At 41.2% G+C, this 13,831-nt stretch carries 14 protein-coding genes; 7 read left to right on the top strand and 7 right to left on the bottom strand.

Annotation, left to right across the window (positions count from 1 at the left end; translation table 11 throughout):
- Positions 1–249 precede the first annotated feature (249 nt).
- On the top strand, positions 250–1,722 hold the full coding sequence (gene rpoN / locus AC1RRY_RS14525) for an RNA polymerase factor sigma-54 (protein WP_492819557.1): 1,473 nt from the start codon (positions 250–252) through the stop codon (positions 1,720–1,722).
- Positions 1,723–1,787: 65 nt separating this feature from the next.
- Here the strand turns inward: rpoN and AC1RRY_RS14520 are convergent, their stop codons facing one another.
- Positions 1,788–2,471: a response regulator transcription factor gene (locus tag AC1RRY_RS14520; RefSeq protein ID WP_492819559.1), complete on the bottom strand. Its 684-nt coding sequence runs from the start codon at positions 2,469–2,471 to the stop codon at positions 1,788–1,790.
- A gap of 66 nt (positions 2,472–2,537) precedes the next feature.
- The gene (locus AC1RRY_RS14515; RefSeq protein ID WP_492819561.1) at positions 2,538–4,472 is read right to left on the bottom strand and encodes a sensor histidine kinase; all 1,935 of its coding nucleotides are present in this window, start codon (positions 4,470–4,472) and stop codon (positions 2,538–2,540) included.
- 152 nt (positions 4,473–4,624) lie between these two features.
- Here AC1RRY_RS14515 and AC1RRY_RS14510 point away from each other — a divergent pair, with 152 nt between their 5' ends.
- From AC1RRY_RS14510 to AC1RRY_RS14500, 3 genes are read left to right on the top strand one after another with little or no spacing between them, the layout of a single operon-like run.
- Positions 4,625–5,473: an SGNH/GDSL hydrolase family protein gene (locus tag AC1RRY_RS14510; RefSeq protein WP_492819563.1), complete on the top strand. Its 849-nt coding sequence runs from the start codon at positions 4,625–4,627 to the stop codon at positions 5,471–5,473.
- A gap of 15 nt (positions 5,474–5,488) precedes the next feature.
- Positions 5,489–6,790, top strand: coding sequence for a flavin-containing monooxygenase (locus AC1RRY_RS14505; RefSeq protein WP_492819565.1), 1,302 nt, complete (start codon positions 5,489–5,491; stop codon positions 6,788–6,790).
- 4 nt (positions 6,791–6,794) lie between these two features.
- Complete coding sequence (locus AC1RRY_RS14500; protein ID WP_492819567.1) at positions 6,795–7,871, top strand: aminotransferase class I/II-fold pyridoxal phosphate-dependent enzyme; 1,077 nt, start codon at positions 6,795–6,797, stop codon at positions 7,869–7,871.
- On the opposite strand, the gene pyrR is transcribed toward AC1RRY_RS14500, so the two are convergent.
- Positions 7,868–8,401 (bottom strand): bifunctional pyr operon transcriptional regulator/uracil phosphoribosyltransferase PyrR, encoded by a 534-nt coding sequence (gene pyrR, locus AC1RRY_RS14495; RefSeq protein WP_492819569.1) that lies wholly within the window; start codon positions 8,399–8,401, stop codon positions 7,868–7,870. The two genes, AC1RRY_RS14500 and pyrR, sit on opposite strands and share 4 nt — an antisense overlap.
- A gap of 135 nt (positions 8,402–8,536) precedes the next feature.
- On the opposite strand from pyrR, the gene pth reads away from it, so the two are divergent.
- The 3 genes from pth to AC1RRY_RS14480 all read left to right on the top strand — a co-directional run bounded on the left by pth (position 8,537) and on the right by AC1RRY_RS14480 (position 10,524).
- Positions 8,537–9,097 carry an aminoacyl-tRNA hydrolase gene (gene pth, locus AC1RRY_RS14490; RefSeq protein ID WP_492819571.1) on the top strand — a complete coding sequence of 187 codons (561 nt, stop codon included), beginning with the start codon at positions 8,537–8,539 and terminating at the stop codon, positions 9,095–9,097.
- Positions 9,098–9,338: 241 nt separating this feature from the next.
- Positions 9,339–9,800 (top strand): hypothetical protein, encoded by a 462-nt coding sequence (locus AC1RRY_RS14485; protein WP_492819573.1) that lies wholly within the window; start codon positions 9,339–9,341, stop codon positions 9,798–9,800.
- A gap of 178 nt (positions 9,801–9,978) precedes the next feature.
- The gene (locus AC1RRY_RS14480; RefSeq protein WP_492819575.1) at positions 9,979–10,524 is read left to right on the top strand and encodes a hypothetical protein; all 546 of its coding nucleotides are present in this window, start codon (positions 9,979–9,981) and stop codon (positions 10,522–10,524) included.
- On the opposite strand, the gene AC1RRY_RS14475 is transcribed toward AC1RRY_RS14480, so the two are convergent.
- The 4 genes from AC1RRY_RS14475 to AC1RRY_RS14460 all read right to left on the bottom strand — a co-directional run bounded on the left by AC1RRY_RS14475 (position 10,521) and on the right by AC1RRY_RS14460 (position 13,809).
- Positions 10,521–11,273, bottom strand: coding sequence for a TPM domain-containing protein (locus AC1RRY_RS14475; RefSeq protein ID WP_492819577.1), 753 nt, complete (start codon positions 11,271–11,273; stop codon positions 10,521–10,523). The two genes, AC1RRY_RS14480 and AC1RRY_RS14475, sit on opposite strands and share 4 nt — an antisense overlap.
- Positions 11,274–11,310: 37 nt before the next feature.
- Positions 11,311–11,745, bottom strand: a complete 435-nt coding sequence (locus tag AC1RRY_RS14470) for a TPM domain-containing protein (protein ID WP_492819579.1) — start codon at positions 11,743–11,745, stop codon at positions 11,311–11,313.
- An 88-nt stretch (positions 11,746–11,833) separates the two neighbouring features.
- Positions 11,834–12,415 carry a LemA family protein gene (locus AC1RRY_RS14465; RefSeq protein ID WP_492819581.1) on the bottom strand — a complete coding sequence of 194 codons (582 nt, stop codon included), beginning with the start codon at positions 12,413–12,415 and terminating at the stop codon, positions 11,834–11,836.
- Positions 12,416–12,528: 113 nt separating this feature from the next.
- Positions 12,529–13,809 carry a DASH family cryptochrome gene (locus AC1RRY_RS14460; protein ID WP_492819583.1) on the bottom strand — a complete coding sequence of 427 codons (1,281 nt, stop codon included), beginning with the start codon at positions 13,807–13,809 and terminating at the stop codon, positions 12,529–12,531.
- Between the last annotated feature and the right edge of the window lie 22 nt (positions 13,810–13,831).

Below are 13,831 nucleotides of genomic sequence, written 5' to 3'. Positions count from 1 at the left end.
AACAGGTTCTTGTGGGGTATCTTTTTTAAAATGAGTGATATTTTTACGAATTTTCCTGGCAGCGGGTAATCTCTTTATAATCAACAAGTTAGTGATATGTTTTCTGAGAATTACATTTTTTTTTGAGTGAAAGTTTGCGCATTAGATAAAAAACATATTCCTTTAATTATTAACACGCATTTTTTGGCACGAAAAATGTGGAGAAGGTGTCTCGATGACACGGAGATAAAAGAAAAAAGCTTGTAGTAAATGCAGAAATTAAGTCTTAATCAATCACTTCAACAAAGGCTGTCTCCGCAACAGATTCAGTTTATAAAGCTATTGCAGATACCAACGGCCGAGCTGGACCAAAGAATAGAAGAGGAGCTCGAGATCAATCCGGCGTTAGAAGAAGGAGTAGATATGGACGACCGCGTGAAAGATGAATATGATGATGACTATAGCGATGATTATGATGACTACGGAGAATATGATACCTATGAAGGACTTGACGTAAAACAATACCTTGACCAGGACGACTACGCAGGTTATAAAATGTATGGAGACGGCTGGGGAGATGAAGATAAAGACGTGATGCCCGTAGTGGCATCCAGTACACTGGCGGAGTCATTGGTGCAACAGTTGGGCTATCTGGGACTAGACGAGAGACAAGAAGCAATAGGTTTGCAGTTGATTGGCAGTATTGAAGAAGACGGCTACATACGTCGTCCCCTGCGGTCAATCTCAAATGATATGGCTTTTACGCAAAACATTTATACGAATGAAGAAGAACTGGCAAGCATTTTAAAAAAAGTCCAGACTTTTGAACCCGCCGGTATAGGTGCCAGAGACCTAAGAGAATGTCTGTTATTGCAGTTGGAGAGAAAGAACCATGATGACGAAGATGTGCAGGTTGCCATCAGGATAATTACAGATTATTTCGACGAATTTACCAAGAAGCATTACGAAAAGATTCAAAGACGTCTCGATATTGATGATACAGCCATGAAAGAGGCCATTAGAATTATCACACGGTTGAATCCGAAACCGGGTAATAACGGTAGTGGAGATAGTACCGCGGCGTATCTGATGGCGGATTTTATCGTGACCAACAACAATGGGAAGCTGGATGTTATTCTTAACTCTAAAAATGCTCCCGAACTGCGCGTAAGCCGTTCTTTTGCAGAAATGCTGGACACCTACGATAAAACCGATAAAAATGGTTCGGCACAACACAAAAGTATAAAGGAAACAGTAACTTTTGTAAAGCAAAAACTGGATGCGGCCAAATGGTTTATTGATGCCATTAAACAACGCCAGCAAACACTGCTAAAAACTATGAAAGCTATTGTGGAATACCAAAGGGAGTTTTTCCTGGATGGTGACGAGTCCAAGCTTCGCCCCATGATATTAAAAGATATTGCGAATCGGATTGATATGGATATTTCTACGGTTTCAAGGGTAGCAAATAGTAAATCGGTTCAGGCAGATTTTGGGATTTATCCGCTTAAATATTTCTTTTCTGAAGGCATAGCTACTGATTCGGGTGAAGATGCGTCGAGCCGGGAAGTGAAGAATATTCTAAAAGAGTTGATAGAGAATGAACCTAAAAACTCACCGCTTTCGGACGATAAACTCGAAAAGATACTGAATAAACGAGGCTACAATATTGCCCGCCGCACAGTAGCCAAATATCGCGAGCAATTGAATATTCCTGTTGCCCGCTTGCGTAAACAGTTATAATATTGGGCTATTAAAAAAGGGCTGTAAATTTTGTTTACAGCCCTTTTTTAATGCAGGTAATTCTTCTATCCCACAATCAACTTAAAACCCTCGCCATGCATATTCATGATTTGAACGGAAGTGTCCTCTTTCAGATGTTTCCGTAGTTTTGTGATATAAACATCCATACTCCGGGCATTGAAATAGCTGTCATCTCCCCAAATGAGCTTTAAAGCGAAACTTCTGCTGACAGACTGATTTTTGTTCTGGCAAAGAAGCTTCAGTAGTTCTGATTCCTTCGTTGTTAACTTAGCCTGATTACCATTGTTCGACAAAGTGTTGGTCTGGGCATCGAAAGAATAAGTGCCAATCTGGAAAGCTGAAGCCGGCGACTCTGGCTCCTGCTTATTGATGCGGCGAAAGATGGCTTTCATACGCATCAGCAACTCTTCCATACTGAAAGGCTTCGTGATGTAATCATCGCCCCCCACCTTAAAGCCCTGTATTGTATCTTCTTTCATTGATTTTGCCGTCAGGAAGATAATCGGCACTTCTTTATCTTTCATACGTATTTCTTTCGCCAAAGAAAACCCGTCTTTTTTAGGCATCATTACATCGCAGATGCACATATCATAATTGCCTTTTTCAATAAACATCTTGATTCCTTCTTCGCCATTTCTGGCCAGGTCGGTATCAAAACCTTTGGCGTTCAGATATTCCTGTAAAAGCATGCCCAGATTGGGGTCATCTTCCGTCAATAAAACTTTCATAGTTTATACGCACAAGGCGGTTAAAAACCGGCTGAATCATTTATCAGACAGTTGGTAAAGACAATATTATACTCTTTTGGCATTCAGTGGCAGATATACTTCAAACCTGCTGCCTTCGCCGGGTTTACTTTCCACCTGAATCATACCCTGATGCGATTCAACCATTTTCTTTACGTAGCTTAACCCCAGCCCAAAGCCTTTTACATCGTGCAGGTTTCCGGTTGGTACTCTGTAAAAACGTTCAAAAATCTTGTTCAGCTGGTCTTTGGTCATACCCATACCTTTATCAGCAATAGAGATTTTCAGGTAATCATCAACATTCTCGGTTTTAATTGTAATCTCCGGATTTTCCGGCGAATACTTATTGGCATTGTCGAGCAAGTTATAGATAATATTGGTCAGATGTACATCGTCTGCTTCAATTTCCGGATTTTCAGCATTCAGTTCCAACTCTACAGTTCCGTTTTTCTGTTCAATCTGCACACTCAGGTTGTGGAGTACCTGTTCTATGGTTTCGTGTATATTTACATGTTCCAGTTTCAGCTTTACATCGCCCTTATCCAGCAGCGCCATTTGCAAGACTTTTTCTACTTGGGTGCCCAACCGGCGGTTTTCATCCTGAATAATAGTCAGATAACGGTTCATCTTGCCGTTATCTTTCTTCACTTCATTGTCTTTCATCACTTCAACTGCCAGAGATATCGTCGAAATCGGCGTTTTAAATTCATGGGTCATGTTGTTAATGAAATCGTTCTTGATCGTGGCCAGTTTTTTCTGCTTCAGCATCGTATTCACCGATGTATAGAAAATACCACCAATCATCAGAATCAACAGAACAGAACTGGCAAAAACTGTCCACATGTTTCGCAAAATGAATCCTTGTGTGTCGGGGAAATACACATATAAGAAATGATTCTGAGGACCCATGTCGCTGGGGAAAAGCTGGGCCTTGTAAGAGTCTCTGACGAAATTAGGATTAGCGTTTTCGGCAAAAGACGCAAAAATCATATTTGAATTGTTCTTAACAATATATTGATAGGGAATGGCGATACCCTTGCTTTTCAATGTCTTTTTTAGAAGAGTATCTAACGAAATACGATCGAGGCGTTCGTGAATATTCCGCGAACCATGAATCACATCGGTCAAAACGTCTTTTACCAGCTCCGCTTTATTTTTGGTTCGTTCAATGTTTTCCTGCTCGGTAATGATTGAGGTCGAAATATCTTCTCTGGGTTTTTCAAGAGATCTTCGTCTTTGGGGCTTCATCTGAGCCAGATTCAGGCTGTCCAGAGAAGGGATAGTATAAGAATATTCAAAACTCAGAATACTTCCTGTTTTGTCATCTGAACCGATACTTAAAACCTGATGGTTTTCACGGCTGTGCTTGTCGAGGATAAGCACCTGGCGATTGAACTCCTTAATTAGGTCTTCTGCGGTTTTCTGACGCAAAAGATTGTTTTTAATGGGCTGGGTCAAATCTTCGAGAACCATGTTTTGCTCTTCCAGCATTTCTTTGATCAGATCCATCTGGCGAACAGGAATTTCAAACGAAGGCACTGCTCCGAAAACATCTGTAGCGGCAACCGTGTTGCTGCCATTCCGTCGTTTGGAGGTAGACGCCGTAGCGGCTGAAGGATTATATATATTGGCTATATTGGCGCCACTGCCATGAATCGGAGACACCGGAGATTCCGGTCTGAACATTAGGCTGAAATCTTCGGGTTGTTCAACTTTCGAAGGTTTCGGTGTATGTCTTTTCTCTTGTTTTTTCTGGGTAATAGCCAGCAGTTTTTTCTGCTCTTCAATCTTCATTTTCTGATTGGCCAGAAAAATAATCTCTTGCTTCTCTATTTTCTTTACAGTCTCCTGCAGGGCATCGTTCACGTTACGGTCAAATTGCTCCTGTCTTACCGAAATGGCATTTTCAATCCAGTACCATTGAAAGGTTATCAGACCAATCATGGCAATAAGCATAAATATGATAATATTTCTGAAGTTCATTGTCTTACTCTTTGTGCTCAGACCCGGGCTTTAATTAAAAACAAAGTAATACGAAATTAACGCCAATTGAGCAAAAATTTGTCTTATTTAACACTTTTTAACATCAGATATTATCATTAGGTTTACATTTTTAACACTTATCTGTTTGTTGAATGCTTTGGCTCTTTCTTTTTGCTGCGCTTGTCTTTCTGGCTGCTGCTTATGTTTCATTATTGAAAAAGATAACAAGTAATAAACCGGAGAGTTATCCTACCTTACAAAACCGGCAGAAATTAGACCCGACAAAGAAAACGCTGGTATGCTTTGGTGACAGCATTACTCACGGCAATGTAAGTTATGACTGGGTGAAAGATCTGGCTGAAATTTTTCCGGATCTACAGGTTTTAAATGCGGGTATCAATTCTGATCTGACCTTTTCTCTTCTTAACCGCATAGATGATGTAGTGGCGTGCCGACCCGATTTTATCACTGTTCTGATCGGAACCAATGATGTAAATGCAACTCAAACCAAAGAAGCATTGAACAGTTATCAACTAATGGGAAGGATTTCAAAAGAAACCACACCGGATTTTGATTCATTTAAAAAGAATTACCGCGAAATAGTAAACTACCTGAAGCAAAAAACCGATGCACAGATTGCGTTAATTTCACTGCCAGTAATGGGAGAAGACCTGACGCATGAGATAAATAGGAAAGCGGATGATTATAGCGCGTATACTGAGCAACTGGCCAGAGAAGAAGGTCTGGTATATTTGCCTTTCCGGGAAAAAGAAAAAGCATATCTGAGGGCTAATCCAAAACCGGTTACCCGCAGGTTTGAAGAAACCACCAAGCTTTTTACTTTTTCGCTCATCAATCATTTTATTCTGGGTAAAGATTGGGATTATACCAGCACAAAACATGAGAATCAGCTAACACCCGATAATCTTCATCTGAATTCAGTGGCCGGCCGGATGCTTCAGGAACTGGTGAAAACATTTATTCTAACAACCCAACACTAGATTTTTATATAATATATGAAACAGGTATGTATCATCGGAGCGGGATCTTCGGGGATGGTGGCAGCAAAAGCCTTGAAAGATAAAGGGATCAGTTTTGACTGCTTCGAGAAAGGCTCAGACATTGGCGGTAACTGGCGGTTTAATAATGATAACGGGGTTTCATCGGCCTATCGCTCTTTGCATGTCAATACCAACCGGATGGCCATGTCTTATGCTGATTTCCCAATGCCGGGAGATGCACCGATGTTTCCGCATCATTCCAACATCATAAGATATTTTGAAGACTACATTACGCACTTTGGATTGCGGGAGCACATAACGTTTAATACAAGCGTTACGAATGTAATGCTGCAATCTGATAATACGTATGCCGTTACGTTGGATAAAGGCGAAGTCCGTTATTATCAATACATAATTGTCGCCAACGGACACCACTGGCATCCGCGCTTCCCAAACCCGCCATTTCAAGGGAACTTCACAGGTGAAATAATACATTCGCATGAATACAAAGAAGTAGAACAGGTAAAAGACAAAAATGTATTAATTGTGGGTATCGGAAACTCGGCCGTGGACATTGCCTGTGAAGCAGCCAGATTACATACCGGTAACGTTGTGATATCAACCCGCAGCAGTGCACACATTACACCAAACTGGATTTGGAGTATTCCATTTGATAGTTTGTCGAACCCCTTTACTGCAAAACTACCCATAGCTGTTCAGCGGTTTATTCTGTCGGTTGTTCTACGTCTGGCCAGAGGCAGGCAGGAAGACTTTGGCGTACCTAAACCCAAAAACCCATTATTCAGCGAACACCCCACATTATCGCAGGACTTACTGAGCCTGTCGGGAAGAGGTCTGATTAAATTTAAACCGAATATCAGAGAGTTTCAAGGTAAAACCGTCATTTTTGAAGATGGCAGCAGTCAGGATTTTGATATGCTGATTTATGCTACCGGATACAAAATCTCATTCCCGTTTTTAAAACACTATCCGGCATTTGATGTAGAAGAATCAAACGCTATCCATCTTTATAAGAAAGTAATTCATCCGGCATTTCAGCACATGTTTTTTCTGGCGCTTATTCAACCGCTTGGAGCAATTATGCCTCTGGCAGAAGTGCAGGCAAAATGGATTGCTAAAGTGATAGCCGGAGAGTCAGGGCTTCCGTCGAAAGAAGAAATGGAACGCGCCATAGAAAAAGATACCGAAAAACAAGCCAGGAAATATAAGCAGTCGCCAAGGCATACACTTGAAATAGACTTCTTCCGCTATAAAGATAGTCTCCTGAAAGAAATGAAGCGTTCTGCTACAAAATAGAGTTATGTACAACGATTTTACCATACATCAGCTACCATCGAACAAGATTGTTGTCGAAGGCAGGGAGTATCATTTCTTTAGTGGTACGTCTTATCTGGGCATGAATCAGGACGAACAGTTCAGAGAATTGCTGATAGCAGGGCTGCATCAATATGGCATGTCATTTGGCAGCTCTCGTAATGGCAATTTGCAACTGGCAGTATATCAGGAAGCTGAAAGCAAAATGGCTGCATGGGTAGGGGCAGAGAAAGCGCTTACGCTGTCTTCGGGCATGCTGGTCGGGCAAGTGGTGGCGCAATATCTGAAAACACAGCAAGCTGCTTTTTTTTATGCGCCTCAGAGCCACCCGGCTAATTTTCATGAACCGGTCATACAACTATCTGAGATGAGCTTTCAGAATTGGACAGAACAGATAGCACAACAAATAGTAGAGGCTAATGCCAATCACTCGGTTGTGGTGTGTAACTCAACAGATGGTTTACGAGCAACTGCCTGTTATTTTGATTGGATAAATGATTTGCCCGAGGATAAAGCAATTACGCTCATTATCGATGATTCGCATGGTTTAGGGATTACAGGCCCGAATGGAGCCGGTATTTTTCAGTGTATTGCTGTAAAGCCAAATGTCCGGTTTATCGTAGTTTCATCCTTGCACAAAGCGATGGGGATTCCAGGCGGAGTGGTTTTTAGTGATGAACAAACCATTGAGACGCTAAGGCATACGGCTTATTTTGCTTCCTGTTCGCCTGTTGCACCGGCGTATTTATATGCTTACCTGAAAGCAGATGAGATATATAAGCATAATTTTGAGCGATTACAGGAAAACATCGAGAGGTTTTCGGCTCAGTTGCAATCGGCGTTATCATTGTTTAGTTTTCAGCCGGAGTATCCTGTTTTTTATACAACGCATAACAATCTGTATCATTATCTGTATGAGAATGGTATATTCATCTATAGTTTTGCTTATCCTATTAAAACGGGCAAGCCTAATACCAGAATAGTCATAAGCGCCTGGCATACAAAAGAGCAGATTGACCTACTCGCAGAAAAATGCCGGTTGTTTGCTGAAAGTATTGGTTAACCAATTAACCAGATTTTGTCTTCTTCGTGTCCTTGTTCTTTCCACTCTACCAATACGCGTTGGCTATCAAGTGTATTTACTTTCATACCGGTATAATCAGGTTGAATAGGCAGGTCACGCACGTAGCGACGGTTGATCAGGCACAGTAGTTCTATTTTTTCGGGTCGCCCAAAAGCCTGCATGGCATCAATAGCTGCGCGAACCATTCTTCCGGTAGCCAGTACGTCATCTATCAGTATTACCTTCTTATTTTCAATCACAAACGGCACTTTGGTTTCATTGGGTTTCAGCGGGGTGTCTCTTCTGCGAAAGTCGTCACGGTAGAAGGTGGCATCCAGATACCCCAACTTCATAGAAACGCCTGTTTCTTCTTTCAGTTTTTGAGCAATGCGTTCAGCCAGAAATACACCGCGTGGCTGCAGACCCAATATAACAGAATTAGAAAAATCCTTATGGTTTTCAATCAGTTGCTGACATAAGCGGTTAAGCGTGATGTCGAGAAGCGGATTGGCAAGAATGAGTCGTTTCATACAAAAAATAATAAATAATGGAATTGTAATTGTGTGATTGGTGTCTTATGATAAAGATTCTCGTCAAATTTTAGGAACTTTGCTGACAAATTTATCGACTCATTTTCTCATTCACTAATTCGCTCATTAAAAAAAATGAAATATCTGATTGCCGGGCTCGGAAACATTGGTCCAGAATATGCTTTCACTCGTCATAATGTTGGTTTTATGGTGCTCGACCGCCTGGCGGCACAGAATAATTTTAGTTTTAAAATGGAAAGACAGGCCTACACTGCCGAATTTAAGCACAAAGGCCGGCAGATTTACTGTATCAAGCCTACTACCTATATGAACCTTAGCGGCAATGCGGTTAACTATTGGTTGCAGGCTCTGAAAATACCTGTTGAAAATCTGCTGGTGATATGCGACGACCTCGCCCTGCCCTTTGGCAAACTGCGTATGAAAACCAAAGGCTCGCACGGAGGGCAGAATGGATTAAGGAATATAGAAGAAAAACTCGGCACGCAGAATTATCATCGGCTTCGCTTCGGAATCGGCAATGATTTCCCTACCGGAAGGCAGGTAAATTACGTTTTGGAGCCTTTTAGCGAAGATGAAATGAGCCAGTTGGTCGCAAGATTAGACCGCGCAGACGACATAATTACCAGTTTTTGTACGATTGGACCCGAACGAACAATGAATTTTTTCAACGAATGATTGTATTTTTTAAAGAATTTTCACATTTGTTAAATTTGAAATAATATATAAGTTGTATTTTTCTAAGACGAATGATATTCTGAAATATTAAAGAAAAAATACATAAAATTTTGCCTTTCGCTTTGAGTGAAGAATAAATTTAGAACAATATTCGGTGATTGGTCGGTAAGGCCATTTGGATTATATTAATTTTCGCTGTAGTTTTGCATTGTTATCTACAAGATAAAAATAGAACAAAACAATGAAAAATTCATTCAAATCCGTTATATTTGCAGTTACACTTGGGTCATTCTTGATTTCTGCAAATATTGTAAATGCAAATGACCGTGACTCAGCCAAGAAGGAAGTGATGTTGGTAAAAGGTGCTGAAGTAGATTTCGCGAACTTCATGTCGAAAAAAGCGAAAAAATTTGTAAAGACCGAAGATTGGGCTATATTTGTAAATGTTGTTAAATTGTATAATAGCTCTCCGGCCAGATTTATGGCCTTGAGTACAGCACAAAAAGCAGCATTTAATGAAGCAGCCAATAACATTGAAACGAGAGTTTCGAATCTGCGTGGCGAAGAAGCAAAGGCTTGGAGAAATAAAGTAATCGCTACTACAAAGATTATCAATGTGCTTTGGAACTACCAATCAAATGTTAAGCCGGCAGAACCTGAAAACGCAGTAAGCCCGATTGTGGTTGAAATGTTAGGTCGCTAAGGCTTAAATTACAAAGAATCAGAATATTAAGTTTTTCATAGTTTAATAGGTTAGGGTTGAATAGATGGACGCTTACCCCACTGCTTCTGGCGGTGGGGTTAAGTTTTTTATAGGGGTTTATAACAGGCTCCGGAACATCTATCCCCAACATTTGCGTTATACTCAAAACCTCAACCTTATGCGTATTGTAATACTTCTGCTTCTTTTTTTAACCACTGCTTGTGCTGAAACCGAAAACAAAGTACAATCGAAAACCTATTATGATCTGGCAGGTATGCTGACAGAACAAATCGGCCGGCTATCTGCTAAAAAGCCACAGGTCGAAAAATCAGTAGCAATTAAGGATAAACAAGAGAAGATTGTAACCCGTGATATCGATTGGAACAAAGAGTTGGAGCTGTTTCTGCAAACCGATCTTAACAAACAATCGTATCAGTCGGCATATAACATAGAAGTCGCAGGGAATAAGATAAGTTATCAGCGAAAAACAGGCGAAAAGATGCCTGTAAAACATTTACTGATAGTATTTGATGATAAGGGCTCTCCGCAACACATAGAAGCCGAGATACACGCTAAAAACTATCTGTACGAATCAGACAAGAAGTTAACCGCTGATTTCGAGAAGAATCAATTAAGAAACTACCAGATTACAGGCTATCAGCAGTTATTTGTAGGCAGTAAGAAGAACTTCTCCATTGAAGGCAAAATAAAAGGAGACTATTAGTAGTCTCCTCCGGCGCCACCGCCTCCAAAATCTCCACCGCCGAAGCCCCCAAAGCCCCCACCGCTGCTGCCACCGCCAGACCAGCCCCCTGAAGAACTTCCCCAACCGGTATAGGTAGTATAAGGAATCCAGCCACCACCGCCACCGCGGTTGCCGTGGTTTCCGCCCTTACCTTTGCTCAGTATGGCAATAATTACAAAGATTACAATAATAACTACTACGAATCCAAGCCAGCTGCCACCGTCTTCGTCTTCTTCGTCAGACTTGAATTCGCCTTTGGCATAATTAATAATTCTGTCTGTAGCCGCATCAAGGCCTTCATAGTATTTAGATTCCTTGAAGCGGGGCTTTATTTCCTGCTCTATGATGCGTTTGCTGTAGGCATCGGTAATAGAACCTTCCATGCCATATCCTGTGGCAATAAAGACCTTTCTGTCTTCAGGTGCCCAGAGAATGACAATCCCGTTGTTTTTGCCTTTCTCGCCTACGCCCCAGGCCTTGCCTAGCTTGAACGTATATTCGCTGATATCATAAGGCTGAACAGTCTTTACAATAACAATGGCTATTTGAGTAGACGTAGTATCATAATAAGCCTTCAGTTTATGTTCCAGCTGGTCAATCTCACCCGGGCTCAGTAATCCACCTACAAAATCATTGACAAATCGGGCAGGGCTGGGTTTTTCCGGTATATCCTGCGCAAAAGCAATGTTTTGCAACAAAAGGAATAATATAAGCAGTCTTTTAAACATTTTTAGTGGTTGTTTACAAAAAGTAAACATTTATTGGCTAAGGAATAGGGTCGGTTGAAATATCATCCGATATCTCGTTGATATCTTCGGAATGATATGGAAAAAACTTCTTTAGTTGATTTCCTGCCTCACGAATCCCCATTTGCAGGCCTCCGGTGAAATCCTCCAGTAAAAAATATTGTCGCATACTATCTCTGATACCTTCCCAGAAATTTAGTGGAACAACCTTGTCGATGCCAATATCTCCCCATATAGCAAACTTGTGGCTTCCATAAGCCAGATAAAACAGAACACCATTTCTTTGGGCTGTTCTTTCCAGGCAAAGAAACTGAAAAATCTGTTTGGCACGCTCAACAGGATCTGCCGTAGGGCAGGTGTCTTCCACATGAACTTTTATCTCACCCGAGGTATTCAGTTCGGCATCTTTGATTGCTTTCACAATCCTTTCTTTGGCGGATTCGGTCAGAAACATATCTATGAGAAATAAGATGTGCTGAGAAACAAATAACACTTACAGGCCTTTGACAGCCTGTAAGTGCATGAAATATGCTTTTTAAATATTAGAACTTAACCGTTGGGGCAGCTTGTGCAGCATCAGATGCTTGGAAGAAGCCCTTCTCACTAAATCCAAAGATTTTTGCGAAGATAACAGTCGGAAAACTTAAAGCAGAGGCATTGTAGGTTTGAACCGCCGAGTTAAAATCGTTACGTGCAACCCCTATCCGGTTTTCTGTGCCTTCCAATTGAGACTGCAGCTCCAGGAAGTTCTGATTGGCTTTCAGTTGCGGGTATTGTTCTACTGTAACCAACAGACGGCTCAAAGCCCCGCTTAGCTGGTCTTGTGCGGCCTGAAACTTCTGTATGTTTTCCGGCGTAAGATTATCCGGGCTTATTTGCATAGAGGTGGCTTTTGCCCGGGCCTCTATTACTTGTGTAAGCGTAGTTTTTTCAAAGTCAGCGGCTCCTTTTACAGTATTTACCAAATTCGGAACCAAATCTGCACGGCGTTGATACTGTGTTTGCACGTTTGCCCATTTGCCTTTTACCTCCTGATCTTTTCCTACCAGCCCATTATAAGACGAACAGCCATATACACTCACAAGCAAAATGATACCGAGTATAATTAAGGTGCTTTTTTTCATTTTCGAGTAATTTTGTTTTTTATCTTAAATTTTAATTCAAATGTAATAATTTGATGATGATATTCAAGAAATACATTATTATAAGTGGACTAAAACCGCTATAAACGGACGTTTCAGGCAGGCCATAATTTTATGTATTCTTCCAAATCAGTAGCTTTTGGTTGTTCAGGTGCTCCGTCTTCCTCAAATGCTTTATCAGTATAGGCTATCTGATTCCAGTTACCCCAATTACTGCACACATCGTAGTCAACCAATATGTTTTCAAAGTAAGTAGCTCCCCATGTCCAATCAATGCCCAGGTCTTTTGTCAGATAAGCGGCTACTGCTTGTCGTCCGTAATCGGGCATATAACCGGTTAACCGGGCTTCGCGCATACTGGCATCTACAAAAGCTACGCCGGTTTCACCATTTACCCAGGTATCAAAAGTGGGGCGGTGCCGGCTCCATTGTTTCATGAGGTCGTTTTTAGTACCACTGGCTTTAAATAGACGTGTGCCATATTTCAATGCCGAAAAATGAAAGAAGTCACGCCAAAGCAGCTCATAGATCATCCAATTGGTCGAATCATTGTTCACTACTTGCGCTTCATAATGTTTTACTTCTTCGTACACCTTTCTGGGCGAAATACAACCCAGGCTCAACCATGGAGAAAGCTTTGATGAATAATCGGCACCAGTTAAAGTTTTCCGGTTTTTTTTATGTGTTTTCAACAGGTTTTTCTGCCAGAAATATTCATTTAGTCGTGCTAAGGCGAAGGTTTCGCCTCCGGTAAAATCAAAAGCTACACGAGGATCAATAACCGGTTCTTCATCAAAACCCAATTCCTGAAAAGTCGGAATGTTTCCGGGTTCTATGTCTGTTATCGCGGGAAGCTGCCCGGGCGACTCAAAGGTTTTTCGTACTTTAGTTGCCCGCTCTATCTTTTTTCTGAAGTCGCCGAAGGAAGCCGGAAGGAAATTAATTTGAAAAGGGAGATCGCGTGCATGAAAAAGAGTAGCCGACCAGACTAGTTCAAGTTCAATATTAAGCGGCTTTAGTAATTTTGACAGAGAGGCTTCAATGGTGGTTTCATCCTGTGTTACTTCTTTGCCGGAGTATACTGCTGATGCCTCAGAAACTTTAGCAATCTGCGCAATGATATCTTCGGCATTTCCCGTTCTCACAATTAATTCAGAGCCTTTTTTCTGCAGGTTTTTTCTCAGATCCTCAATGGCCTCCAACAGAAATTTTGTTCTGAAAGGCCCTGTTCTTTTAAAACCCAGGAAATTGTTTTCGAAATAGCGCGTATCAAAAATATAAACCGGAATCACATTTCCTGCTTTTGATGCCTGTAAGAAGGCTTCGTTATCATGGAGCCTTAAATCATTTCTGAACCAGAAAATTATATTTTGCATGAGTGTAATTGAAGTATATGAT

This window comes from Emticicia sp. GW821-FHT11C11, from assembly GCF_058808615.1.
Note: the sequence above shows the minus strand (reverse complement) of the source record. Positions and strands in the feature narration are given on the sequence as shown.